Source organism: Roseovarius sp. AK1035, from assembly GCF_003288315.1.
Taxonomy (GTDB): Bacteria; Pseudomonadota; Alphaproteobacteria; order Rhodobacterales; family Rhodobacteraceae; genus Roseovarius; species Roseovarius mucosus_A.
Window position 1 is genome coordinate 2,198,142 of record NZ_CP030099.1, and the last position, 25,376, is coordinate 2,223,517.

21 protein-coding genes and 1 tRNA gene are annotated in these 25,376 nt (G+C 61.2%); 11 read left to right on the plus strand and 11 right to left on the minus strand.

The window, feature by feature from the left end; translation table 11 throughout:
* Nucleotides 1-30 precede the first annotated feature (30 nt).
* On the plus strand, nucleotides 31-816 hold the full coding sequence (locus RAK1035_RS10530) for an inositol monophosphatase family protein (RefSeq protein ID WP_037297120.1): 786 nt from the start codon (nucleotides 31-33) through the stop codon (nucleotides 814-816).
* A gap of 78 nt (nucleotides 817-894) precedes the next feature.
* Nucleotides 895-1,260 carry a hypothetical protein gene (locus RAK1035_RS10535; protein ID WP_008279957.1) on the plus strand — a complete coding sequence of 122 codons (366 nt, stop codon included), beginning with the start codon at nucleotides 895-897 and terminating at the stop codon, nucleotides 1,258-1,260.
* 9 nt (nucleotides 1,261-1,269) lie between these two features.
* Here RAK1035_RS10535 and RAK1035_RS10540 read toward each other — a convergent pair whose 3' ends face one another.
* Nucleotides 1,270-1,638 (minus strand): GFA family protein, encoded by a 369-nt coding sequence (locus tag RAK1035_RS10540; protein ID WP_008279958.1) that lies wholly within the window; start codon nucleotides 1,636-1,638, stop codon nucleotides 1,270-1,272.
* A complete protein-coding gene (locus tag RAK1035_RS10545) occupies nucleotides 1,635-2,381 on the minus strand; it encodes a rhomboid family intramembrane serine protease (protein WP_008279959.1) in 747 nt (248 codons plus the stop codon). Before RAK1035_RS10545 ends, RAK1035_RS10540 begins: the two co-directional genes overlap by 4 nt.
* 125 nt (nucleotides 2,382-2,506) lie before the next feature.
* Between RAK1035_RS10545 and RAK1035_RS10550 the strand changes: the two genes are divergently transcribed.
* The gene (locus tag RAK1035_RS10550) at nucleotides 2,507-3,109 is read left to right on the plus strand and encodes a LysE family translocator (protein WP_008279960.1); all 603 of its coding nucleotides are present in this window, start codon (nucleotides 2,507-2,509) and stop codon (nucleotides 3,107-3,109) included.
* A 12-nt stretch (nucleotides 3,110-3,121) separates the two neighbouring features.
* On the opposite strand, the gene putA is transcribed toward RAK1035_RS10550, so the two are convergent.
* Nucleotides 3,122-6,553 carry a bifunctional proline dehydrogenase/L-glutamate gamma-semialdehyde dehydrogenase PutA gene (putA, locus tag RAK1035_RS10555; protein WP_037297310.1) on the minus strand — a complete coding sequence of 1,144 codons (3,432 nt, stop codon included), beginning with the start codon at nucleotides 6,551-6,553 and terminating at the stop codon, nucleotides 3,122-3,124.
* Between the two features lie 101 nt (nucleotides 6,554-6,654).
* Between putA and RAK1035_RS10560 the strand changes: the two genes are divergently transcribed.
* Both RAK1035_RS10560 and RAK1035_RS10565 read left to right on the plus strand, forming a co-directional pair.
* Nucleotides 6,655-7,137: an Lrp/AsnC family transcriptional regulator gene (locus tag RAK1035_RS10560; protein WP_008279962.1), complete on the plus strand. Its 483-nt coding sequence runs from the start codon at nucleotides 6,655-6,657 to the stop codon at nucleotides 7,135-7,137.
* 70 nt (nucleotides 7,138-7,207) lie between these two features.
* A tRNA-Leu gene (locus RAK1035_RS10565) sits at nucleotides 7,208-7,293 on the plus strand.
* 416 nt (nucleotides 7,294-7,709) lie between these two features.
* Here RAK1035_RS10565 and RAK1035_RS10570 read toward each other — a convergent pair.
* The 4 genes from RAK1035_RS10570 to RAK1035_RS10590 all read right to left on the minus strand — a co-directional run bounded on the left by RAK1035_RS10570 (nucleotide 7,710) and on the right by RAK1035_RS10590 (nucleotide 13,116).
* A complete protein-coding gene (locus tag RAK1035_RS10570) occupies nucleotides 7,710-9,104 on the minus strand; it encodes an MATE family efflux transporter (RefSeq protein WP_008279963.1) in 1,395 nt (464 codons plus the stop codon).
* Nucleotides 9,105-9,657: 553 nt separating this feature from the next.
* A complete protein-coding gene (locus RAK1035_RS10580; RefSeq protein WP_008279964.1) occupies nucleotides 9,658-10,287 on the minus strand; it encodes an isochorismatase family cysteine hydrolase in 630 nt (209 codons plus the stop codon).
* Nucleotides 10,288-10,410: 123 nt separating this feature from the next.
* Nucleotides 10,411-12,654: a xanthine dehydrogenase family protein molybdopterin-binding subunit gene (locus tag RAK1035_RS10585; protein ID WP_008279965.1), complete on the minus strand. Its 2,244-nt coding sequence runs from the start codon at nucleotides 12,652-12,654 to the stop codon at nucleotides 10,411-10,413.
* Between the two features lie 3 nt (nucleotides 12,655-12,657).
* Entirely contained in the window at nucleotides 12,658-13,116 is a 459-nt protein-coding gene (locus RAK1035_RS10590; RefSeq protein WP_037297125.1) for a (2Fe-2S)-binding protein, read from the minus strand.
* Between the two features lie 186 nt (nucleotides 13,117-13,302).
* Between RAK1035_RS10590 and RAK1035_RS10595 the strand changes: the two genes are divergently transcribed.
* Nucleotides 13,303-14,304 carry an AraC family transcriptional regulator gene (locus RAK1035_RS10595; RefSeq protein WP_008279967.1) on the plus strand — a complete coding sequence of 334 codons (1,002 nt, stop codon included), beginning with the start codon at nucleotides 13,303-13,305 and terminating at the stop codon, nucleotides 14,302-14,304.
* A 361-nt stretch (nucleotides 14,305-14,665) separates the two neighbouring features.
* Here RAK1035_RS10595 and RAK1035_RS10600 read toward each other — a convergent pair whose 3' ends face one another.
* Nucleotides 14,666-15,520: a MurR/RpiR family transcriptional regulator gene (locus RAK1035_RS10600; protein WP_008279968.1), complete on the minus strand. Its 855-nt coding sequence runs from the start codon at nucleotides 15,518-15,520 to the stop codon at nucleotides 14,666-14,668.
* Nucleotides 15,521-15,701: 181 nt separating this feature from the next.
* On the opposite strand from RAK1035_RS10600, the gene RAK1035_RS10605 reads away from it, so the two are divergent.
* From RAK1035_RS10605 to RAK1035_RS10625, 5 genes are all read left to right on the plus strand, one after another.
* Nucleotides 15,702-16,511: a transporter substrate-binding domain-containing protein gene (locus RAK1035_RS10605; protein WP_008279969.1), complete on the plus strand. Its 810-nt coding sequence runs from the start codon at nucleotides 15,702-15,704 to the stop codon at nucleotides 16,509-16,511.
* 79 nt (nucleotides 16,512-16,590) lie between these two features.
* Nucleotides 16,591-17,334: an amino acid ABC transporter permease gene (locus tag RAK1035_RS10610; protein ID WP_008279970.1), complete on the plus strand. Its 744-nt coding sequence runs from the start codon at nucleotides 16,591-16,593 to the stop codon at nucleotides 17,332-17,334.
* Nucleotides 17,331-18,206 (plus strand): amino acid ABC transporter permease, encoded by an 876-nt coding sequence (locus RAK1035_RS10615; protein WP_008279971.1) that lies wholly within the window; start codon nucleotides 17,331-17,333, stop codon nucleotides 18,204-18,206. Before RAK1035_RS10610 ends, RAK1035_RS10615 begins: the two co-directional genes overlap by 4 nt.
* 11 nt (nucleotides 18,207-18,217) lie before the next feature.
* On the plus strand, nucleotides 18,218-18,964 hold the full coding sequence (locus RAK1035_RS10620) for an amino acid ABC transporter ATP-binding protein (protein ID WP_112303147.1): 747 nt from the start codon (nucleotides 18,218-18,220) through the stop codon (nucleotides 18,962-18,964).
* Nucleotides 18,965-18,970: 6 nt separating this feature from the next.
* Nucleotides 18,971-20,359 carry an aspartate ammonia-lyase gene (locus RAK1035_RS10625; RefSeq protein WP_008279973.1) on the plus strand — a complete coding sequence of 463 codons (1,389 nt, stop codon included), beginning with the start codon at nucleotides 18,971-18,973 and terminating at the stop codon, nucleotides 20,357-20,359.
* Nucleotides 20,360-20,685: 326 nt separating this feature from the next.
* On the opposite strand, the gene RAK1035_RS10630 is transcribed toward RAK1035_RS10625, so the two are convergent.
* The 3 genes from RAK1035_RS10630 to RAK1035_RS10640 all read right to left on the minus strand — a co-directional run bounded on the left by RAK1035_RS10630 (nucleotide 20,686) and on the right by RAK1035_RS10640 (nucleotide 25,346).
* Nucleotides 20,686-22,083: an MATE family efflux transporter gene (locus RAK1035_RS10630; protein WP_008279974.1), complete on the minus strand. Its 1,398-nt coding sequence runs from the start codon at nucleotides 22,081-22,083 to the stop codon at nucleotides 20,686-20,688.
* 181 nt (nucleotides 22,084-22,264) lie between these two features.
* Complete coding sequence (locus RAK1035_RS10635) at nucleotides 22,265-23,647, minus strand: aldehyde dehydrogenase family protein (RefSeq protein ID WP_008279975.1); 1,383 nt, start codon at nucleotides 23,645-23,647, stop codon at nucleotides 22,265-22,267.
* Between the two features lie 43 nt (nucleotides 23,648-23,690).
* The gene (locus RAK1035_RS10640) at nucleotides 23,691-25,346 is read right to left on the minus strand and encodes an acetolactate synthase large subunit (RefSeq protein WP_008279976.1); all 1,656 of its coding nucleotides are present in this window, start codon (nucleotides 25,344-25,346) and stop codon (nucleotides 23,691-23,693) included.
* Between the last annotated feature and the right edge of the window lie 30 nt (nucleotides 25,347-25,376).

The following is a 25,376-nucleotide window of genomic DNA, read 5'->3' on the forward strand; positions in this document are numbered from 1 at the left end:
CCCCGGCCTGACCCAAAAGGAGCCCGTCCCATGGTAGGTAGTGCCAATCTCAACGTCATGCTCAAGGCCGCGCGCAAAGCGGGGCGGGCACTGGCCAAGGATTTCCGCGAGGTCGAGAACCTTCAGGTCAGCATGAAGGGCGCGGGCGATTTCGTCAGCCGCGCCGATATTGCTGCGGAAAAAATCCTCAAGACCGAGTTGATGGGCGCGCGTCCGACCTATGGCTGGCTGGCCGAAGAGGGCGGCGAGGAAGAGGGGCAGGACCCCACCCGCCGCTGGATTGTCGACCCGCTGGATGGCACCACCAATTTTCTGCACGGCCTGCCGCATTGGGCCGTCTCCATTGCCCTCGAACACAAGGGCGAGGTCGTGGCAGGTGTCATCTATGACGCCAGCAAGGACGAGGCGTTCTTTGCCGAAAAAGGTGCAGGTGCCTGGATGAACGAGAGCCGCTTGCGTGTCTCGGGGCGCAGCAAGATGATCGAGTCAATCTTTGCTACGGGCCTGCCTTTTGGCGGGCGGGCCGACCTGCCCGAAACCTTGCAGGATTTGGCACGGCTGATGCCCACCTGCGCGGGTGTGCGCCGCTGGGGATCAGCGGCGCTCGACATGGCCTATGTCGCCGCAGGGCGCTATGAGGGGTTCTGGGAACGGCGTTTGAACGCCTGGGATCTGGCCGCAGGGGTGATCATCGTGCGCGAAGCGGGCGGCTTTGTCGAACCGCTGCGCTCTGGTGGCAATATTCTGGCCGATGGCGAAGTGATCTGCGGCAACGAGGCGATCTTTGACAAGTTTGCGGGCGTGATCCGGGGCTGAGGCGGGCTTTGTGTTGACGCCCTGAGGAGTGCCACCTACCTTTCCAGCATTGGTGTAACAACTCGGGGAAGGCGATCCATGATCCACAAAAGAAATTTCGCGCACGCTGTTGCCATTGGTGTCATGGTCTTCATGGGGGCAGCCCCAGCTTCGGCTAATGCCATTCTCCGCGATTTGGATCGCTCTGGAATGGTTCAAGGCGATGTCAACATCATGATGCGCAGTGCGGCCAGTCTTTATTCGGAAGGGCGCGGAAAAGTCGGCGATGAGGTGAGTTGGAAAAACCCCAACACGCGCGCTGATGGTGTGGTGCGGATCATCTCGGTGGAGGGCGCTTGTGTCACGCTTGCGCATCGCTTCAGGCCCAAGGGGGCAGAGCCCGCCCGCGGGCTGCGGACCAAACGCTGCCTCATGGACGGCATATGGGTTTTGTCGGCCCCCTGATGCGCCGGGTCAGCGATCTGATGGATGGTTGACCCCGTCCACCCAACCTATCGGGTCTAGATCACGCGGATTGACGCCTTCAATAGCCCCAAGATTGACGCCATATTCATTCGGGTCCGAGCGGCGCTGATGATGCGTGTAGATCCCGCACGTCTTGCAGAAATAGTGCTTGGCCGTGCCTGTGCCCCATTGATAAAGCGTCAGATTATCCGCACCCCGGACCACCTCGACCTTGTCCAAGGGGGCCGAAACCGCCGCTGCCCCACGCCTGCGGCAAAACGAGCAATCGCACCGCCGCGCAGTCTCGAGCCCGTTCGAGAGCGTCACGCGTAGCTCAACCGCGCCACAGTGGCAGGTCACTTTGAGGGGGGTATTCATCGGCGTTTCCTCACGGCTGGAATAGAACTGCGGCGAAAGCGGTAGTCAGCCTCTGGATTGGGCGGAGTGCCTGCTGTCGCCCGCCAGAAAAGCGGGCCGCCCAGCCGCAGAAATATCGGCAGGGTCAGAAGGACGCCCGCCACGAAGCCGCCCGCATGCGCCCAATAGGCGACCCCGCCCATATCGGGATCGCTGCCGAGGCCAGCCATCACCTGAATGGCAAACCACAGCACCAGCAAAATTGCCGCCGGGATCGTGATGACACGGAAAAAGACGATGAAGATCAGCAAGATATCGACCCGCGCGCGCGGAAATAGCAAGAGATAGCCCCCCATCACCCCGGCAATCGCCCCAGAGGCCCCGACGGTCGGCACCATCGACCCCGGACTATCCAAGATCTGTGCCAGCCCCGCCACAACGCCAGTGGCAATGTAGAAAACAAGATAGGGCACATGCCCCATCCGGTCCTCCATATTGTCGCCAAAAATCCACAGAAACAGCATGTTGCCCGCTAGGTGCAGCACCCCGCCGTGCAGGAACATCGAGGTCAAAAGCCCGGTGAAGTCACCGATTTGCGTGACTTTGGCGGGGATCATCGCCCAGTCGTAGAAAAAGACATTGAGCGCCCGCTCATCTGAGAAAAGCGGCCAATAGGCCAAGAATATCACCACGTTGAGCGCAATCAGCCCGTAGGTGACATAGGGTGTGCGCCCCGAAGGATTATGATCGCGGATCGGAAACATGCGCGAAAGCTAGCGCGGATCACGGGGGACGGAAAGCCGGTGATTGCACCCGCCGCCACGATTTGCGCAAGAACCGGGTCGCCCAATATCGGGATCGGTGCGCAAAGTTGTCCCATCCATAGGAGATGACGATGACCCAGCTTGCATTTGCGCTTGTGCTTTTTCTTTTGCCGCTGGCCTATAGTCCCGGTCCCGGCAATCTCTTTTTCGCCGCCAATGGCGCGCGCTTTGGGATGAGGGCGACGTTTCCGGCAAGCTTTGGGTATCACATCGCCACATGGCTGGTGACCGCCGCCATAGGTTTCGGCTTTGTCGGCGCGCTTGAGGCTGCGCCGGGGGTCTTCGTCTTGCTCAAACTCGCGGGTGCGCTTTACGTTTTCTGGATCGCTTGGGGTTTACTGCGTGCCGGGGCGCGCGACAGCGCGATTGAGGCACGCCCGGCCTCGTTTGGGGATGGGGCGGTGCTCTTGCTCCTCAACCCCAAGGCCTATGTGATCATCGCGCTGATGTTCACGCAATTCCTGAGCGTTTCGGACACCAACCGGACGGTGTTGGTTCTGGGTATCACCACGATTTTTACGCTTAACAACCTAGTGGCCTTTACCCTGTGGACCATGATGGGCGCGAGATTGGGCCAGCTTTTTGCCCGCGCTGGAAGCGCGCGCGCACTGAATACAGCTTTCGGCGTGACCCTGGGGGCCGTGGCCCTGTGGATGCTTTTGTCCTGATCCACCCGAGGCTCAGGACATCCCGCTCAAAAGCGCCGCATTACCCCCCGCCGCAGTGGTATCCACGCAGACATGCCGTTCGTGGAGCGCATGGCCGGTATCGGGCAACCCGGTGATAAGCGGCAATATCGGACCTGCGCGCCGCGCCATGGCCCCGGCATAGGCGCGCGCCTCGCTTTCGCATCCCCACCAGATCACGCCAGAGAGGCCGCCCATGGTCACAAGCGCCTCGGGGTCAACGCGGCCCGTGGCGATCACCGCCACCCCGCCCAGCCCCTCAACCGCGCGGGCCTGCGCTGCCGCCAGATCTGCCCCCGGCCCCATGCAAAGAAGTGCAGGGCGGACATGGCTGGTCAGGCGGTTAGATTCCCCCGTCGGCCCCGGTAGAACTAGGGCGGCGCGCGGCGTGCGGGCGGCGGCATTGGCCGCATCAAGCGCCTTTTGCGCGGCATTGGCCGACATGGCCTCGGTCCACTTTTCGCCCTGTTCCGGCGCTGCGCGCGCGGTAAAGCGCGTGAGGTAATGCGGCCCGCCGGCCTTGGGCCCGGTGCCCGACATGCCTTCGCCACCAAAGGGTTGGCTGCCGACGATGGCGCCGATCTGGTTGCGGTTGACATAGATATTGCCCGCATGCACCGCCTCGGTCACATGCTGCACGCGGTCGTCGATCCGCGTCATCAGGCCAAAGGTCAGACCATAGCCGGTGGCGTTGATCGCGCCGATCACCCGGTCAAGATCGCCGGATTTGAACGTGGCCACATGCAGGACGGGCCCAAAGATTTCGCGCTCAATCTCGCCGATCCCACCAACCTTGATCAGCGTGGGGGCAATATAGGTGCCTGCGTTCGGGGTCTTCAGCTCGTGCAACAGCCGCCCTTCGGCGCGCGCGGTCTGGATATGCGCGGCAATTCCGGCGCGCGCCTCTTCGTCAATCACCGGCCCGCAATCGGTGCTCAAATGCCAAGGGGTGCCAACGTTCAGCGCATCCATCGCGCCGGTCAGCATCTCTAGGAAATGCGGCGCGATGTCGTCTTGCACATAAAGGCAGCGCAGCGCCGAACAGCGTTGACCGGCCGATTGAAACGCGCTTTCGACAATCGCCTGCACGGCCTGTTCGGGCAGCGCGGTGCTGTCTACGATCATCGCGTTCATGCCGCCGGTTTCCGCGATGAGCGGCGCACCGGGGGCCAGATGCTTGGCCATGGCCGCGCGGATTTTCAGCGCGGTTTCGGTCGAGCCGGTAAAGGCCACACCGCCCACACGCGCGTCAGAGGTAAGTGCTGCCCCCACATCGCCCGCACCGGGCAACAGTTGCAGCGCCGTGGCAGGCACGCCCGCCTTGTGCATGAGGCCCACGGCCAAATGCGCGATGAGCGGCGTCTGCTCGGCAGGTTTCGACAACACGGCATTGCCAGCGGCCAGCGCCGCCGCGATCTGGCCTGTAAAAATGGCCAGAGGGAAATTCCACGGGCTGATACAGGTAAAGGTGCCGACAGGGGCCTCTTCGGGGGCATTGGCGGCGTAGTAGCGCAGGAAATCCACCGCCTCACGCAATTCGGCCACGGCATCTGGGATGGATTTCCCGGCCTCACGGGCCAGGAGCGCAAAAATCTCGCCGTAATTTTCCTCATAGAGGTCCGCCACGCGGTTCAGAATCACGCCTCGGGCGTTGGCAGGTGCGTTCCATGGCGCTGCGGCGGCCAGCGCCGCCTCGATGTCGGCCTTGCTGGCCCAGGCTACGGTGCCCGGCATGTCTGCGGGATCTGCCGGGTTCTCGACCGTTTCGGGGGTTTGGGGTGCAGCCATGCCCGCGATCAGCGGTGCCGCTTCCCAGCGATGCTGCGCAAAGGGCGCGCGCGCCGCCTCAATCCGGTCGAGCGTCGGTTGATGGCGCAGATCAAAGCCGCGCGAATTGGGCCGTTCGGGCTGAAACAGGTCCGGGCCTTTGGGTAAGTGCGGCTGCGGATCGTTCACCGCCACAAAAGGATCGCGCGCGACCTCTTCGGGGGCCACGTCTTCGTTGACGATCTGGTTCACAAAGCTGGAATTCGCCCCGTTTTCCAGCAGTCGCCGCACCAGATAGGCCAAGAGATCGCGATGCGCGCCCACTGGGGCATAAATCCGGCACCGCGTGCCCTCTGCCTTGAGGATGATGTCATGCAGCGCCTCGCCCATGCCATGCAGGCGCTGAAATTCAAACGCGCCCTTGTCGCTGCCCATATCAAGGATGGCGGCGGCGGTATGGGCGTTATGAGTGGCGAATTGCGGATAGATGCGGTCGGTCATCGACAAAAGCTTGCGCGCATTGGCGATATAGCTCACATCGGTTGCGGCCTTGGAGGTAAAGACCGGAAACCCGTCGATCCCCGCCACCTGCGCGCGCTTGATTTCGGTATCCCAATAGGCGCCTTTGACCAGACGCACCATGATCTTGCGGTCAAGCCGCGTGGCCAGATCATAGAGAAAGTCGATCACGTGGCTCGCGCGTTGGCCATAGGCCTGCACCACCACACCAAACCCGTCCCATCCGGCAAGCGCGGGTTCTTCCAGAACGGTCTCGATCACATCCAGCGAGAGCGACAGGCGATCGGCCTCTTCGGCGTCGATGTTCAGCCCCATCTTGGCTGATTTCGCCAAGAGCGCGAGGCTGCGCAGACGCGGCACCAGAACCGCCATGACCTGTTCGCGCTGCGCCACCTCATAGCGCGGATGCAGCGCCGAGAGCTTTACAGAAATGCCGGGATTGCTGCGAATGTCGGCCTGCGTGCAGGCATTGGCAATCGCCGTGATGGCGCGCGAATAGCTGAGGTGATAGCGGGTGGCATCCGCATCAGTGCGCGCCGCCTCACCCAGCATGTCATAGGAATAGCTGTAGCCCTTCTTTTCCATCCCCGCCGCGCGGTCCATGGCCCCTTGAATGGTCTCGCCCAACACGAATTGGCGGCCCATCTCCTTCATCGCGCGGCCCACGGCAGTGCGGATCACCGGCTCGCCCAGCCGCTTGATGGCCCCGCGCAGATGGCCCACGGGGCCGGGCTTTTCATCCTTGAGCACCTTGCCGGTCAGCATCAACGCCCAGGTCGAGGCATTGACCAGCGGCGAGGTGGAATGCCCCATATGCTTGCCCCAGTCCGAAGGCGCGATCTTGTCCTCGATCAGCGCGTCGATCGTGTCGGCATCGGGCACACGCAAAAGCGCCTCTGCCAGACACATGAGCGCGATGCCCTCATCTGTCGAGAGACCATATTCCGCCAGAAACACCTCCATCAGCCCCGGGCTCGATTGCCCGCGGATGGACCGAACAAGCGCGGCACCGCGCGCGCAGATCCGCGCCCGGTCTGCCTCAGAGAGGTTTGCGGCAGCGGTCAGGCGTGCCAATGTCTCGCTCTCATCTGCATAGGTGGCAAACTCGATGGCGCGGCGGATATCGGTGTCGTATGGCATGCGGATCCCCATGGTTGGATGGCATATCATAGCATCATTGAACCAGTGACTTTTCCTGATTAGAATGAAATCTCAGGTCGGATGGTTTGAATTTGGAGCATATGATGGATCAAAACGAACAGCTTGACCTCGACCGCTTTGACCGGGCGATTCTGCGGGTTCTGGCAGGGGACGGCCGGATCAGCGTCACAGAGCTGGCACGCGAGATAGGTCTGTCAAAATCCCCCACCCAAGCGCGGCTCAGGCGGCTCGAGCGCGATGGTGTCATCACCGGCTACCGCGCGCTTTTTGATCCTATCCGCCTCGGCCTCGATCACGTGAGCTTTGTCGAAGTGCGCCTGCACGACACCCGAGAAGCGGCCTTGGCAGAATTCAACGCCGCCGTGTCAAAGATCCCCGAGATCGAGCAAGTGCATCTCATTGCAGGCAATTTCGACTACCTTATGAAAATTCGCACGCAGAGCATGGCCGATTATCGCCGGGTGCTTGCCGAACATATCTCGACCCTGCCGCATCTGGCCAATACCTCGACCTATGTGGCGATGCAGGCGGTCAAGGAAAATGCGCTCTCGGATGTGATCTGATCCGTGGCGTAGGCCCGGCTATGGCTTTACACCTCCGTCAAAGCGGATATTGTCCGCCCGCGCCCCTCGTGCCCGCGTGGTGGAATGGTAGACACATGAGACTTAAAATCTCCCGGCCGTATGGCCGTGCCGGTTCGAGTCCGGCCGCGGGCACCATGATTATGACATAGGCCGTTGTTTTGCGTGGATAAAGCCGTCCATGCTTTCTCTGCTCATACCCCAATGTAAGCACCTTCTGCGCGCGGCTTTACGCCCCGTGCGAGGCACGCACCGCGCCAGCCGCCTGTGCAGCGTTGCTGGCATTTCGGTTGGCGGGCAGAGGGTGCCAAGTTCAGATGCAAGCCTGCTTAGCGAAAACATAGGCTTGATGGTCGCGAGCGCGCTTTGCCCCGAGGGATGTGTGGAGTTTTGCTGTCTGGCAACAGGTAATCTGCCGGGTGGCAGGGGGCGATTGGACTGATTGGCATCGGTCTTGGGACGCGTCGTGCGGCATCGGCTGGGCCATTTTCGCCGACATACCTATGACGGATGGTCGACCCTGGTTACCCTATCGAAAAGGCCGCCGCGCAGAGTCACCGGCGCCTGTGCATCAGGCTCATCAGCCGCGCCTGCCGGTCGAACGGCTTTTCCGGGGGCGGCGCACCTGCCTTGCGGTCCATCATCCGCCGCACCATCAGCGCCGCCACACCGGCAAAGATCACGCCGCCCACCGCTTGCCCGATCAGCACCCCCGACGCGCCAAACAGCGCACCGCCCGCAAGAACAAAAGGCACGGTGCCCAGCGTGTGCCGCCCCCAGTTGATCCAGGTAGAGCGGAACGGGTGACCCATGTTGTTGAAGACCGCGTTCGAGACGAAGATCACCCCGTTGAAGAAAAACGCCAGCGCCAACGGTCCGCAGAACAGGAGGATCAGGTCGCGCGTCACCCCCTCAGCCCCGAAAAGCGCAATGATGGGCCCGCGCAAGGCAAACAGCAGCGCCGTCATCGCAAGGGTGAAGAGGGCGCAGAAGAGCAGCCCATCGCGGTAGGCCTGCCGGACCCGGTCCATCCGCCCCGCGCCAAAGTTCTGGCCGATTACCGGCCCGATGGCACCCGACAGCGCAAAGATGACGCCGAAGGCCACCGGCGTCATCCGGCCCACGATGGCCATGCCTGCCACCGCCGCCTCGCCGAAGCTGGCCATGGCGCGGGTGACGACGGCCTGTCCGACGGGCGTCGCCAATTGGGTCAGGATCGCCGGGGCTGCGATGGTCACGATCGGTACGAAGGCGATGGACATCTCTGGTAGACCGGGCCGCACCAGCCCACCGTGATGGCGAAAGATCGGGATCAGCGCAGTGCCCGCGATCACCAGCCGCGCCGCCACGCTGGCCAGTGCAGCACCTGTCAGGTCGAGCCCAAGGCCGAAGATCAGGATCGGGTCCAGCACCGCATTGACCAGCGCCCCCCAGATCGTCGCCATCATCGCGCGGCGCGCGTCGCCATGGGCGCGCAGGATCGCACCGCCCACCATGCCGACGATCAGAAAGGGCAGGCTGGGCACGATGATTTGCAGGTAATGCACCGCGAGATCCAGCGTCTCGCCCGTAGCCCCCATCAGCGCCGCCAGTCCCGCAAGGTTCAGCCAGACCGTCGCCGCGAAGACCGCGCCAAAAACCACCCCCCAGACAAGCGCTGCCGCCGCCTGCGCGCGGGCCAGCTCGGCGTCGCCCTGTCCCAGCGCCCGGGCCACCAGTGCGCCCGCCGCAATCGCCATGCCGATGCCAAAGGAGGTGGTGAAGAACAGGATCGCGCCCGCGTAGCCCACCGCCGCCGCCAGTTCCGCGTTGCCCAGCATCGCGATAAAGACCATGTCGATGAAATCGACTGCGAAAACCGCCATCAGACCCACCGACGAGGTCAGCGCCATCACCGTGATATGACGAAAGAGGTTCCCCTCCAGAAAAACCGCGCGTGCTTCGGCCATAGGGCTTCCGATTGATTGATGGATCGCCGCCCGAAAATGAGCCGTTCCAGATGCTAAGTTCCGTGCCCCATCAGAACACTATTCAAAGGTGATCTGAAATAGGCAAATGAAGCAGCCCAAGCCTATCGGACAAGGTCTGACTGGCCAAGGCTGATATCAAGAGCGGCGCCGATAGTGTGAAGATCGAGAGTGTTGGTTTCGCCGCTCCAAATCGGCCGAGGGTACATACCCGAGCTTGTCCTGGTGAGCGCAAAGATTTCTGTTTGTCATGGGTAAGTCCTTTGAAGAAAACAAAGTCTTTCGCCTGATTGCGCGCTTTGATCACCAAGAGGATCACCAAGTATATATTGGCAAACAATCTATTCATGGCCTCGTGAAACGCTCGCAATCTCGACGGTTCAAACACCCTATTCGGCGCTCTGGTCTTGAGCAGCTTGGTTCGCGGTTGCCCTGCGGCGCGCGGCGTCTTCGCCCAGCCTTATGATGGCAGCTATCGGGCGGATCATCACCACAAGGTCCGCTATCTAGCCAGCCTCATCAAAGCGGATGATGTCTATGCCCGTGAACGCAGTTTCCCCACCACCTCTGCCGTGGTGAGAATGGCGTGGGCATAGGTTGGGCCGTTGATCTCATGCGCGGCATGCAGCGCATCCGGGGACAAGGCCGCCGTTGCGTCGCGAACAAGGGTCACATGATAGCCAAGTTCGGCCGCATACCGGGCTGACGCTTCGGTGCAGGTATTGGCGATCGCCCCGATAAAGATGACATGGGTGATCCCGCGTTGGCGCAGCTGCACATCAAGGTCGGTATTGGCAAAGCTGGAGGCGCCCCAGTGTTCCTTGACGACAATGTCGCCGTGGTCGGGGCCGAATCCCTCGTACCAGTCACCGCCCCTGCTCCCCTCGGCGAACATCTGGTGGTCATGCGCCGCCGCCTGAAACGGCGTCAGGTGTGCCCATCCCTCGAAATCGCCGGCGCGGTGGCGGTGATGGGGCAGGATGAAGATCGGATGTCCGGCCTCTCGCACGGCCGCGCGGATCTTGATCAGGTTGGCATGCAGATCAACGGCTTTCGAGACCTCGCTGAGGGCGGGCCACATCTTGCCATCCTCAGCGAGGAAATCGTTATAGGGATCGACGCAAAGAAGCGCTGTGCTGCCTTGGGGATAGATGGTTTGGTCCATGGGTTTTCCTTTTCGTTCGCGTCAGGCGGGGCTGTCCCGCGCGTTATTTGATCTGGGATGAGGGTTGGGCCCGCCAGAATGCGCAGCAAGCATGCAGGTGCCGCTTCAAGGGCATGAGCGCTCTCATGCGAACCTGATGAATTTGCTGAACGGCATTTCGCGCAGGCGTCGGCCCGTCGCGGCAAAGATTGCATCGGCGAGGACAGGGGCGGCGGGCGCGGTCGCGGGCTCGCCCAAACCGCGCACCCGCTCGGCGCGCCCCAAAAGCTGCGTGTGGAAGCGCGGCGTCTGGTTCAGGCGCATTCCCTCGAAGGCATCGAAATTGGTCTGCTGCACGGCGTGGTTTTCGTAGGTCAGTTCGCAGTTCATCGCATGGCCAAGGCCAAAGATCGCGGCCCCGGTCAATTGCGCCTCGGCGTTCGCGGGGTCAAAGACGGTGCCGCAATCGGCGGCGATCCAGACCTCGTCGATGCGAATGCCCCGCTCGGTCAGGGTCACGTCAAGAACCTCGGCCACGGGCACGCCGTGGGTATGGGCGAAGGCGATGCCGCGCCCGCGCCCCGGCCCGATGTCAGCGCCCGCCCAGTTCGCCATCTCGCCCACCGCCTCGAGCACGCGGCGGCTATCGGGGTCGGCGATCAGGCGCAGGCGCTCCTCCAAGGGGTCGGCACCGGCGGCATGGATCAATTCGGACAGGAAACTTTCGTGAAAGAAGGTATTGGAGCAGGCCCCGGGCGAGCGCCACGACCCGACCGGTATCATCTGCGGCGCGGCATAGCCGGTGACGCGATAGTTGGGGATGGCATAGGGTTGGTCGAAGGCCCCCCAGACCAGCATCGTGTCGGGCCCCGGCGGCACGCTGGAGATGCGCCCGAACCAGGACGAGATGAGCGAGGGGCTGACGCTGTCGAGATCATAGGCCAGCACCCGGCCATTCCCCACCGCGCCCCGGCCAACAGCCATGTGCAGGGGGCGGGGATAATCGTGCGTCATGTCCTCCTCTCGGCTCCAGGTAGTCTTGATCGGCGTGCCGGGCATGGTTGCGGCGATCTGGATCGCCTGCACCACATAGTCATGGTCGAGCCTGCGACCGAAACTGCCGCCTGCGGGCAGGGCATGAAGTGTGACCTGCGACGGATCGAGGCCGGTCAGCGCCACCGCCGCATCGCGCACCACGGCGGGGATCTGCGTTGCAGTCCAGATCTGCACGCTCTCCGCTTCGACCAGCACCGTCGCGCTAAGCGGCTCGAGCGCGGCATGGGCGAGAAAGGGCGTGCGGTATTCCGCCTCGATCACGGTGGCCCCGGCGAGCGCCGCCTCGACATCGCCGTCGTCGCGCAGGCGGCTGTTGCGAAACGCGTCCGTGCGGGCAGCTGACAGCGCCTGCCACATCTCGGCGGAACTGGCGGGATGGTCGGGGGGCAGCCAATCGACCTCTAGCGCCTGCGCCGCCTGAAACGCGAACCAAGTGTTGTCGGCAATGACCGCCAGCCCCTCGTTTACCGCAACGACCGCGCGCACGCCCTGCATCGCAAGCGCTGCATCGGCGTTAGAACCCGCCATGGCCCCACCACGCCCCGGGTTCGCGCGCACAGTGGCGTGCAGCATGCCGGGCAGCACCAAGTCGATGCCATAATCCTGCGTGCCGGTTGATTTCGCAACGATGTCGAGGCGCTGATAGGGTTTGCCCAAGCGCGTCCAGTCGGAGGCAGGGCGCAGCGTTACGTCGGTGAAAGGCGCGATGGCCGCCGCCTCGCCGGCAAGCTCGGTGTAGGGAATGCGGGTGCCGTCTGGCAAAACAACTTGCCCGTCCTCGGTCCGAAGGTCGGCGCGCTGCACGCCCGTGCGCGCCGATGCAGCGGCCTTGAGAGTTTCGCGGGCAGTGGCACCAGCGAGGCGCAGGGTTTCGTGCAGATCGGCGACCGATGAGGAACCGCCGGTGAACTGAGAGCCGGTCAGGCGTGCGACGTTCCTCATCACGTCGCGCATAGTGTTGGCCACCGCCCCATGCTCCCATGCCGGGAAGGGCATGCTTTCACCCACGATGACGCCGTTGAAATAGGCCTGATGCGGCTGGCCGGGGTCGAGCGTGACGGTGGCCGGGTCGATGTCCAACTCCTCGGCAATCAGCATGGCTTGGGTCGAGGCGATGCCTTGGCCCACATCGGCGCGCGGCACGATCAACGTGATGCCTTGCGGTGTGATCTTGACGAAAGGGGTTAATGCGGCCTCGCCCTGTGCCAGACCGTCACGCAAGGGATTAGCGATCGGGCGGGACACGAAATAGGCCCCGAAGGCGACCCCGCCCAGAATGGCGGCGGATCCGATCAGGAAGCTGCGGCGGGCGATGGTTCTGGCGCGGCCCATCCCTCACACTTCCCGCATCGCGCTGGCCGCGGCGTGGACAGCGGCGCGGATGCGCGGGTAGGTCCCGCAGCGGCACAGGTTGCCCGACATCGCGGCGTCGATATCGTCATCGGATGGCTCGGGATTGCGCGCCAGAAGATCGGCGGCCTGCATGATCTGGCCGGATTGGCAGTACCCGCATTGCGCCACCTGATGCGCGATCCACGCCACCTGCACCGCATGCAGAGCGCCGGGCCTTCCCAGCCCCTCGATCGTCGTGACGTCTGCCCAGACATCGCCCAAGGACACCTGACAGGAGCGCACGGCATCGCCGCCAATATGGACCGTACAAGCACCGCAGAGCGCGATGCCACATCCGTACTTCACACTCGTTACGTTCAGCCCGTCCCGCAAAACCCAAAGAAGGGGCATGTCAGATGGTAAATCAACATCATGACTTTTACCGTTCACCGTGAGTAGCATGTTTCACTCCAATCGGTTCGTGGACGTGGCGTGACACCGCGCGCCCTGAGAGTGTAAATCCAGCACTTAGCAAGAGCGACATGCAGATGTGGTCAATCACTGGCAAATCGGGTCAGACGGCCCTGCGGATATGGTCTTGGTCTTTCCCCCGTGGCATAAATGGCCAACTCCTCAAGGACCAAGCCGATGGACAGCCCACAGACCTATTCCCTTTTCATGGGAACCGACGTGTCTTGCCGGATCCTTGGCATCGATCCGCAAGTGATGCTCGAGACGGCAGGTCTGGCCAAACTTGCGCAGGACCGCAGCGAATTGCGCGTGACGGCTGGCCAGTATTTCGAGGCCTGGAACACCATTGCACGCCTCTCGCCCCGTCGCGATTTCGTCCCTTATCTGGGGGTCGCGATTTCCCGGGGTCCGGTGATCCCGGTTTTTTTCACCCTTTCCTGTGCCCCAAACCTGGAAACTGGCCTGACGCGCCTGGCACAATTCAAGTCCCTGCTGGGTCCGACCCGGATGCAGGTGTTCAAGGATGGCCAGCTCTTGCGCGCAGAGTATGACAGCGTCGATATCCATAGTCCGATGCCACCCAGCCTTGGCGCCTTGCAGCTTGTCTGCATGCTGGAGAACATTCGGGGGGCCACCGCTCATTTTGTTTGCCCGGTTGCGGCGGGGTTCGACGGCTCAGAAGAGGAAAGGCGACAGATCGCGAGCCATCTGGGGATCATGCCCGAGCGGTCGGCTACAACCTTTGTCACCTTTTCGCCAGAGGACGCGAAACGCCGTTTCATTTCCGAAAACCCCGCCCTTTGGGCGGATGTAGAGGCAGACCTGAAGCTACAGCTGGCGGCCCAGAATGATCCTTTGCCCGCCGCCGCGCGGGTGCGGGCAGCATTGGCCGATCTGATGCTCTCTGGGCGCACAGGTGCCGAAGACGTTGCCATCTCTCTTGGGATCAGCCGCAGCACGCTGCAACGCCGCCTGCGGCAGGAAAAGACGTCTTTTCAAGCAGAGTTAGATGCGACACGGCAGGATATTGCGATTAGGTATCTGACCAAGACAACCCTTGGCGTTGACGCGATCGCACTTGTGTTGGCCTACCGCGATGCCAGTAGCTTTTCGAGAAGCTTCCGGCGGTGGACAGGCCAGGCACCCGGTGCCTTTCGTCAGGCAAGAAGCCGTGGGTGAACACGGGTTTGGTGACATTAAGCGAGGCCGCCGCCGGTGATCGATTTGATGGCGCAGTCGCGTCTCTGGGGCGAGGCAGTGCAACATGGACATGCTGCGTAACCATCAGGCTTTATTTCCCATTATTAGCCTTCAAGGGTCGAGCCTTGCCGAATGACCTTGATGACCCGAGCGCCACAAGCGGCTTGCCCGGTGACGCGACACAGGTCTGATGCGCGAACCTGACGGTTCGAGCTTGGCGCAGCCTTGATCTGGTCGTGCAGCTCGTGCTCGCGTGGTTCCTGAGCCAACTGACGATGACGTGCGGATCAGGATCAAAACGGAATTCGACCGGGGCGCAGTGTCGAGACTGGTCGTTGCGCTACTCGTCGAGATAGGCACCGCTGGAGCGTCGGATTTCATCCAATTGCCGTAGCCGATGCCGTGAGGCGTCACCGCTGGCTGCGGCACAGGCCGCCAATAGAATTTCTGCGACAAGTTGCACAGCGATGGCTGACGGAAAGTAATGCGGACTTGCCGTCGGTGCCAGAAAGAGCCCGTCCGCATAGGGTGCCAATGGCGAACTGGGCCTGTCGGTGATGGCATAAACTGACGCACTCGCGCGACGTGCATATTGCATGGCGTCAATTGTCTGGGCGCAATAGGGCGCGATTCCAAGTGCGAGCACAGTATCGCTACTGGAGATTGTCGAAATACGCTCGCTCGCCGCCACGGTGCCTGCAGGCAAAGACACCAGATCGGGCACCGCAAGTCGTCCGGTTGCCTCGATCATACCAGCTGCCCAATACATGGAGCCTGCGCCAATCACATAGGTGCGCCCGCTGCGACGGACAGCGGCAACAAAGGCCCCAACCTCCTTTGGCTCAAGATGCGCGGCAACCTCTGCGATGTTATTCTGAGCGGCCTCTGTCATGTGACTGACCAGTTTAGCCAATGAGTCACTCTGAAAGGTGCTGCGCAATGCGTCAACCCGCGCCCCAAAGCCGCGCCCCATCAACAGTTTCTGAAAGTCCTGTCGAAACCCATCGTAGCCCTCATATCCCATATGTTGCGCAAGTCGTTGCATCGTCGGGGCGGCCACACCGCAGGCCTGAGCCACAGAGCGCATCGAATCCACTGCAATCCGCTCTGGGTTATCAAGCACATAGCGGGCCGCGACGGCCAACTTGCGCGGCAGGTTTGGCAACGCTTGGGTTAACTTTTCGTCAATTTTCATAACCGGCAAACCTCTTACCTCGGCACCCGCAGTGTTATGCGGAGACTGAATTGGCGCAAGTGTAATTTTTCTTTGTAAAAAATAACAAATGCAATTTTTTTCTGGACTCGTCAGAGGCAAAACTTCATCACTTCCGAAGCAGCACGCAAGACGTGTTGGCACCAGACAACAGGAGAGTGGAATGAGGACTTATATTAAAGCTGCACTGACCGCCGTTGTGGCCACCTTGACCAGCACCGCCGCCATGGCCGACGCTCTTCAAGATATCAAGGATGCCGGAAAGATCGTCGTTGGCGTCAAGCAGGACTACAAGCCTTGGGGGTATCTGACCTCTGACGGCGAGTTGCAGGGTCTTGAGATCGACCTGGCCAAGGATGTCGCCGAGCGGCTGGGGGTCGAGGTCGAGCTGGTCCCGGTGGTCGCGTCTAACCGCATGGAATTCCTGCAACAAGGGCGTATCAACCTGATCATCGCAACGATGGGCGATAACGAACAGCGGCGTCAAGTCATCGGCATGATCGAGCCGAATTACTACGCCGGCGGCACCAATGTTCTGGCGCCCAAGGCCGCGGGTCTCAAGAATTGGGAAGATCTGAAGGGCGCAGACGTCTGCGCGCTGCAAGGCTCTTACTATAACAAGCGAGTCACGCAACTTTATGGCCCCAATCTGGTCGCTTTTGCAGGCATTCCAGAGGCGACAGCGGCACTCTTGAACGGAAGCTGCATCGCCTTTCTATACGACAATACGTGGATCGAATCGCAACTGGCCTCTGACGCACAATGGGCCGAGTTTGAAATGCCTTTCCCAACCGAAGATCCGCAGGCATGGTCCATCGCAGTCCCGCTGGAAGAGCTTGACCAACCCTATGGTCAATTGATGAGCGAGATCGTCACCGATTGGCACAAATCCGGCTATCTGATCGAACGGAACGCCGCAAATGGCATCGCGCCCAGCCCGTTCCTGCAGGCAGAGCACGACAGGTTGAAATAACCTGTCCTTGCTGAACTGCCCGGCAGCGCCTGTCTCTGCCGGGCATCTCTTTGCGCTGCGACAGAGGTGATCCGATCCGATGGACTTTGTTAACCCCCTTATCGACTGGCTGCGCCCCGACTGGTTCTTGAACCTTGCCGTGGTCAGTGACGATTACAATCGCGGTCGCTATGTTTCTGGCCTCTGGATGACGATCAAACTTTCGGTCGTGTCGATCTTTTTGTCGCTCGTGGTCGGCGTTCTGGGGGCCGCTGTCCAAGGCGCACCGTCACGCACGTTACGGGTGGCTGTCGGGCTTTTTGTCGCGTTCTTTCGCAACACCCCTCCACTGGTTCAGCTTTACTTCTTTTACTTTGCCATTGGCACGGTGCTCCGGATCACCGGCGAGAATGGTTTGCCGCAGCCTTTGATCAGCAATTTCGGATGGGCCATCATCTCGCTGTCGCTGTTTGCGGGCGCTTTGAATGTGGAAATCTTTCGCGCAGGGGTCGAGGCCGTGCCGCGTTCTACGGTAGAGGCCGCCGAAGCGCTCGGGTATACGCGCCTGCAAATCTATACCGATATCGTGCTGCCGCTGGCGGTGCGCGTCTCATTGCCGGCGCTTGGGACAAATCTGGTGAACCTGGTCAAGACCACAACGCTCGCCTATGCGATTGCCGTGCCGGAACTGCTCTATGTCTCGGCGCAGATCTGGTCCGAGGATCTGAACGTGCGCGAGATGATGAACGTTTTGCTGGTGTCCTACGTGGGTCTGGTCGCCATCCTGGTCTGGGTCCTGCATCGTTGGGAAAAGGCGCTGCGCATCCCCGGATACGGAGAATGACCATGTATTCCCCACATCTGAAACCCAAGGTTCGCGGCCACATGCCGGTGATGCTGCCCATGCGCCTGCGCGCCGATGGGTTGCCGCTTGCGGATCGGCTCTTCAATCTCTGGACGCTTACAGCGCTTGTGCTGGCCTTGGCCGCCGTGCTGATCGGTCCCGCCTTTGCGCAGCTTGCAACGCCAGACGAACGCACGATCCACATGATCCTTTTGGAATGGACACCCACCTTGGCCAAAGGGTTTGGCTTTAACGTCCTGATTTCCGTTCTGTCGATGCTGATAGGGACGGTTATGGGGGTGTTCCTGGGTGTTCTGCAGGTGTCGCAGATCCGTCCGATACGGCAGTCTGCATGGCTTGTCACACAGTTCTTCCGCAACTCGCCTTGGCTTGTCCTTTTGTTCTATTGCATTCTGCTGATCCCATTCCAGTTCGAGATCTTCGGCGTGAAGATCCCGTTCCCCGGCTGGATCAAGGCTGTGATCGGCCTGTCGTTGCCCGTGATGGCCTATACGTCGGAATTCATGCGGGGTGCGATCCTGTCTATCCCGACGGGCCAATGGGAATCTGCTGAATCCTTGGGGTTCAGCCGCCGGATGACCCTGACGAACATCATTCTTCCACAAACCGTCAAGCGCGTGCTGCCGTCTTGGATGAATCTCTACGCCGTCCTGACGATGGCGACGCCGCTGGTGTCCATCATAGGGGTTGATGATGTTATGGCCCTGACGCGCGCTGCGCTGAGTGCTGAAGGGCGCGCTGATCTTCTGATCCCGATGTACCTTTATATTCTGTCTTGGTTCTTCCTTTATTGTTACCCGATCAGCTCTTTGACGCGCGTTCTGGAACGAAAATACTCGGTGAAACTATGAGCGAGGCTTCCATGACCTGGACCCCCCAACAGCCAATCGTGTCGTTGAAAGACGTGCACAAATCCTTTGGCGCTGTCGAAGTGCTCAGAGGTATCTCGCTCGACGTGATGAAAGGCGAGGTGGTCTGTATCATCGGGCCGTCGGGTTCGGGAAAATCGACCCTGATCCGCTGCATCAATGCGCTGAACGACATTCAGGCAGGCTCGATCACCGTGGAGGGGTTAGAGGTCAACGACCCAAAGCTGGACAAACTCGCCCTACGAAAGAAGGTTGGCATGGTGTTCCAGCAATACAATCTTTTCCCGCACAAGACCGCCTTACAAAACGTGATGATGGCACCAATTAAAGTGCTCAACCAAGACCGCGCAGAGGTGGAAAAACGCGCGCTGGCGCTGATTGCCAAGGTCCGTTTGAACGGCAAGGAAGATGCCTACCCCGGCGAGTTGTCCGGGGGCCAACAACAGCGCGTTGCAATCGCGCGGTCGCTTGCCATGAACCCTGACGTGATGCTGTTTGACGAGGTGACCGCCGCGCTTGACCCCGAGACCGTGAAAGAGGTTCTTACGACGATCAAGGACCTTGCAGCAGATGGCATGACCTGCATCCTCGTCACGCATGAAATGGGCTTTGCCCGCGAGATCGCAGATTGCATTTACTTCACCGATCGCGGGGTGATCGTAGAGTCCGGCCCACCCGCGACCTTCTTTGACAACGCTCAAGACCCCCGCACACAGCAATTCCTTGCTCAGATCCTGTAGGCGCTCATGACTTATCGCACTGAATCCGACAGCCTTGGCGACGTCCAGTTGCCTGATGACACACTCTATGGGTCCAATACCGCACGCGCATTGGAAAACTTTGCCGGTATGGGGCTGCCTCTCTCGGCCTATCCTGATTTCATGCGCGCCATGGCGCTGGTCAAACGCGCGGCAGCCATGGCCAATCAAGAGGTGGGTGCTTTGGCATCAGACGTGGCAGATGCCATCATCGCCGCCTGTGACGAGATCGTGGCTGGCGGTCATGCCGATCAATTCCCCACAGCCCTTCTAGAAGGGTCGGGGGGCACATCCACCAATATGAATTTCAATGAGGTGATCGCAAACCGTGCGGGCCAGATCCTGGGCGACAAACCGGGATGTTATGTGCGCGTCAATCCCAACGATCACGTCAACTGCAGCCAGTCCACCAATGATGCCCTTCCGACAGCGGTGAAGCTGGCCTGTGTTCTGACAGGGCCGTCCATTACCGCAGCAATAGAAATCTTGATTTCGGCTCTGCGCGTCAAGGCTGATGAAACTAACGACATGTTGCGCACGGGACGGACCTGCATGCAGGCGGCCCAACCGATGACATGGGGGCAATATTTCTTGGGTCACGCGAGTGCCCTGTCACGCGCATTGACGGCTGTGCAAAGCGCTGTTGAGACCTTGCGCACCGTCCCGATGGGCGGCACCGCAATCGGGACAGGTCTTGGCGCATTTCCGGGCTATCGCCGCGCCATTGCCCCCGCTCTGTCAGAGGTGTTCGGCATGGAAATCCGTTTGGCGGAGGACCCATTCGATGCCATGCATGCCGCCGACGGGTTTGTGCGCCTTTCGGCAGAACTTCGTAATCTTTCCGCTATTATGGCCAAGCTTGCCGCGGATTTGGTGATCCTTGGCAGCGACGGCGCGTCGGGTTTGGGCGAATTGCGATTGCCGCCTGTGCAACCCGGCTCGTCCATCATGGCAGGCAAGGTCAATCCGGTGATCCCCATGACCGTCCAACAGGTCTGGATGCGCGTGCATGGCCATGATGCCGCCATCGCCATCGCCGCGCAGTCTGGCCAGATGGAGATCAACCATTTCGAACCGCTGATCGCCCTGTCTCTCTTTGAGCAGATGGCGTTGATCACCGCCGCCGCCCAACGCTTTGCGGCGCGCTGCATCGTCGGACTGGAGGTGGATGAGGACCGCAGCTATCTCAACCTCGCGCAATCCTTCGGCGTCTCAACCGTTTTCCTCAAAGAACTGGGGTATACACGTGTTTCGGCCATGGCCAAACGGGCACTCGCCGAGGGCAAGCCGCTGGCCGATATCGCTGTTGAAGACGGTCTTTTGTCCAAAACTGATATTCGCGATGTTCTGCGCCATGCGTCGGTTCCGGCGGACTGACAGCCGCCACAAGGGTTCTGTCGCAAAGGTCCTAGGGGTGCTTTTGGTGCCGCGGGCGCATCGCGTCAGAAGATCAGCCCGCAGCTATAGCTGGAAAGCGCGATGGTTGCTTTCAAAGGCACATTTTATCTGAAATCCGTTATCCTGTTCGCGGTGTTTTTCTATCTGCGATCCGCAGCATACATAGGTCCAGCCTGAGCCTGCGCTCAAATCATCGAAAAATTCGCACTGGCGTCAATCGACATTGGCAGCCCCAGTGACTATGAGCGCGCCGAACCGGAATTTGCGCAGGGCCCTGACATTTTTCCCACGCAGGGAAAACCTGCTCACCCTACCTCTTGATACATTTCGTGCATGCGCCGTTGCAATTGGAACCGACACTTAAGCTGCTTTAGCGGGTGCGATTGCTCGGTGATCATCCAAAGGCTCAGCCATCCCGCGATCAAGGCAAAGATGATGCCGCCGACCGCCTGTCCAATAAGCACCCCTGTCGCCCCGTACAGTGCCCCGCCGATCACCACCAGCGGCAGGGTGCCCAGTGTCTGGCGTCCCCAGTTTACCCAAGTCGCATAACTTGGATGCCCGAGGTTGTTAAACGAGGCACTGGCCACGAAGATCACCGCGTTGAAAAAACTGGCCAGCGCCAATGGCCAGCAGAACAGCAGGATCAGCGCCCGTGCCTCGCCCTTGGCTCCAAAGAAATCGGCGATCTGTCCCCGAAACAGAAACAGGATGATCGAGACCACCAGGACGTAGATCGCCGAGAAGATAACCGCGTCGTAGAAGGCTTCCCGCACCCTGTCACGCCGCCCGGCCCCGAAATTCTGCCCCATGATCGGCCCGATCGAACCCGACAGCGCAAGCACTACGGCAAACACGACCGGAGACATCCGGTTGATCACCGCCATGCCGGCCACCGCATCGGTCCCGTATTTGGCCATCTCGCGGGTGACAATGGCGGTGCCAACCGGCGTGGCGACGGTGGCCAAGATGGCTGGAAGCGCGATCTGCATGCCCTCGCGGATATCGTAAAGGAAACAACCGATGCGCGGGATTGCGAAACCATTGTAAAGCCGGATGGTTGGCCACAGCGCCATCAGCATGGTGGCGAACCTTGCCGCAACAGTTGCCCAGGCTGCCCCTTCAAGGCCCAGCCCCAGCGTGAAGATAAAGATCGGGTCGAGCACCCCGTTGACCATCGCCCCGGTCAATGACGGAAACATCGCGCGCCTGCTGTCTCCATAGGCCCGCAGCACCGCCACCGTGGTCATGCCCAACCCGGAAAAGACGGTGGCCGGCAGGATAATCCACAGGTAATCCGCTGCGCGGTCGGCCACCTCACCGGAGGCGCCGAGAAGCCCCAGCAGATAGCCCAGATTAGGCAGCGCCAACAGGGGGATCAGAAGTCCGAAGGCAATGGCGAATATGCTGGCACTGAACGCGTGCTCTCGTGCGGGAACAGTCTTGCCGGCTCCCAACGAATTGGCCACCAGTGAGCCTGCTGCAATCGAAAGCCCGATATTGATCGCGCTCGCGAAGAACATCACCACGCTGGCATACCCGGCCGCTGCGGCAAGCGCGTCCTGCCCAAGCATGGAGATGAAGAACAGGTCGATAAGGTCTACGGCGAAAATCGCCATCAAGCCGATACTCGACGTCAGCGACATGGTCGATACATGCCGCATCATATTGCCTTCTACGAACCGGGCGACGACTTCAACCATGAGACTGCTCCATGCGTGATCAGATCAGACTAAGCGCAACTTGACCGGACGCGCACAAGCCGCGTCAAAAGCGCCGTCCTTGTGCAAACGTACGGGCAGACAATTGGGGAAGCAGGGCGGGCTTTCCTGCGTGCCGGTGCACATGCCGCCTCGGGCAGCTTTGTTTTGGGGCTGTTTTCCATTAACTCTTGCGCATCAGGATCATCTTTTCCTGTGTCATGTCTTGCATCGTGAAAGGGATGCCACCGGTGCCGTATCCGGATTCCCTGCGGCCCGCAAAAGGCATCCAGTCGGTCCGAAAGGCCGTCGGGTCGTTGATCATGACCGCCGAAGCATCAAGGCGGTTGGCCGCGCGTAGGGCGACACCGATGTCCTGTCCAAAGATGCTGGCCTGAAAGGCCGTCGGCAGCGCGTTGGCGCGGCGAATGGCGTCGTCGAGATCATCGTAGCGATAGACCGCGACAATGGGGCCAAAGACCTCCAGCATGGACATCTTCGCGTCATGGGCCGGATCCAGCAGCACCGCCGGGCTCAGGGTGGTTTCGGACAGGCGTTCGCCTCCGGTCGCGAGGACCGCCCCGCCTGACACTGCCGCGCGGGTCCAATCTGCGACACGGTCGGCCTCGCGCGGCAATATCAGCGGTCCGACCTCGGTATCCTCAAGGGTCGGATCAGCCGTGCGCAGCGTGTCAACGCGGGCGACCAAGCGGTGCGTGAAATCGTCGGCGATATCGTTGTGAACGTAGATGCGCTGTGTCGATACGCAGACCTGACCGGCATGGTAGTATCCACCTTTGACAATCGGTTCGATGACCTTGCCAAGATCGGCACTGCGGTCGATGATGGCTGGTGCGGCACCGCCATGTTCCAGCGCCGAGCGTGTTCCCGGCGCGAGCTTGGCCTTCAGGGACCAGCCGACCCTTGCCGAGCCGATGAAACTCAGGAAGGCAACCCGGCTGTCGGTCGCCAGCTTCTCGGCGAGCGTATTGTCATTAGTGACGAAGGTCTGGCACCAAGGTTCGGGCAGGCCGGCCTCGTGGACCAGCGCCACGACGTCGAGGCAGGACAGCGGTGTTGCGCTTGCCGGTTTCACGATGACGGGGCAGCCGGTTGCGATGGCTGGGGCGACCTGATGCACGATCAGGTTCAGCGGGTGATTGAATGCGGAAATCGCCGCGACGATGCCGATGGGTTCTTTTGTGGTGAAGGCCCAGCGGTCGTCCGCCGCCGCCGACAGCCCCATCGGGATTTCCCGGCCGGCGAAGGTGCGCAGTTCGTCAGCGGCGTTTTGAACGCCATCAATGGCGCGATTGGTCTCGACGATGGCATCAGGCAGAGGTTTGCCGCCCTCGCGCGCGATCTGCATGGCAAGATGGTCGCGCCTGCCCTCCATCAGAACCGCCAGCCTGCGCAGGATCGCGACCCGCTGATGCGGCTTGAGCCAGCCATCGCGCTCCCCGAACACGCGGCTGGCGGCTTGAAGTTTGCGCTCCAGCGCGGCGGCATCGTCGGTTTCGATCTGGGCGATCGGTGCACGATCAAAGGCCTGCACGACAGTCAACATGTCCGATCTCCTCGCATCTCAGGGGTCTGCGTTCTGCGACGGGTCATGAACATTCCACATCGGGTGTGCGGTTGCGCAATTCGTCGACCAGAACGCGGGTATTCTCTGAATAGTCGATCGGCACATCGACCAGATGGACCCCGCCGCCCTCAAAGGCAGCTTCGAGCACCGGGAAAAGGTCTTCGACCGCACGCACGCGGGATCCTTTCGCGCCGTAGGCCTCGGCATAGCGCACGAAATCCGGATTGCCGAAGGTCATGCCGAAATCGGGAAAACCGTCGACCGACTGTTTCCAGCGGATCATCCCGTAGGCGCTGTCGTTGAGGATGACCACGACAAGGTTCAGCCCAAGCCGCACAGCTGTTTCCATCTCCTGCGAATTCATCATGAACCCGCCATCGCCACAGACAGCCATCACGCGGCGCTCGGGGTGAAGTATGGCTGCCATCATCGCCGAGGGAAGTCCCGCCCCCATCGTGGCGAGCGCATTGTCGAGCAACAGCGTATTGGCCACATGGGTGCGGTAATTGCGGGCGAACCAGATCTTGTACATGCCGTTGTCAAGGCAGACGATGCCGTCTTCTGGCATGACCCGGCGAACCTCGTGCACAAGACGCTGAGGCGTCACCGGGAAGCGATTTTCTTCAGCGCGATCGTTGAGCCGGGCCAGAATCCTCTGGCGCAATTGGAGCATTCCCTCGTCGGGTGACACTCTGCCTTCCAGCCGCTCTGCAAGGCCTTTGACAGACGCGCCAATGTCGCCGATCACCTCGATATCCGGATGGTAGACCTGTTCGACCGTCGCGGACTCATAGCTGACATGGACAACTCTGGGTCCGCCATCGTTTTTCATCAGGAACGGTGGCTTTTCGATCGTGTCATGGCCGATGGCGACGATCAGGTCGGCGCGTTCGATAGCCTCGTGAACATAGTCCCCCTCGGAAAGCGCGGCGGTCCCGACATAGAGGTTTGAGCCGCCATCGACAGCGCCTTTGCCCATCTGCGTGTTGAAGAACGGCAAGCGGGTGCGCGCCATGAAGCCTGACAGCGGCTCGACCAGCGCGGGCCGGTTGCCCGCCGCGCCAATCATGACCAGTGGCCTTTTGGCGGCAAGGATCATCTTGGCCGCGTTGTCGAGCGCGGCGGCACTGGCGACCGGACGGTCGTAGGAATGGCGCGGAATGACGCTGGCGCCCTCGGCGTTCGCCGCCGCGACGTCCTCCGGCAGTTCGAGATGCACGGGCCCCGGCCGTTCCTCGGCCGCGACGCGAAACGCGTCACGCACCGCCGCGGGAATGGCGGCGGGGCTCAGGATCTGGCGTGTCATCTTTGTGAGCGGCCTCATCGAGGCGACGATGTCGACGATTTGGAACCGGGCCTGCTTGGCGCTCATCACTGGCTTCTGTCCGGTGATGAGGATCATCGGCATGGCACCCAGATGCGCATAGGCCGCGCCGGTCACAAGGTTCAGGGCACCGGGGCCGAGCGTGGCGAGGCAGACGCCGGGCTTGCCGGTAAGCCGCCCATGCGTCGCCGCCATGAACGCGGCCGCCTGCTCATGCCGTGTCAGAACCAGCTCGATGCGAGAGGAGCGCAGGGCCTCGACGAAGTCGAGGTTTTCCTCGCCGGGCACGCCGAAAATTCGGTCAACCCCTTCGTTCTCCAGTGCGGCGACAAACAGGTCTGACCCTTTGGGCATGATTTCAGTCCATTCGTTAATTGTTTCGAA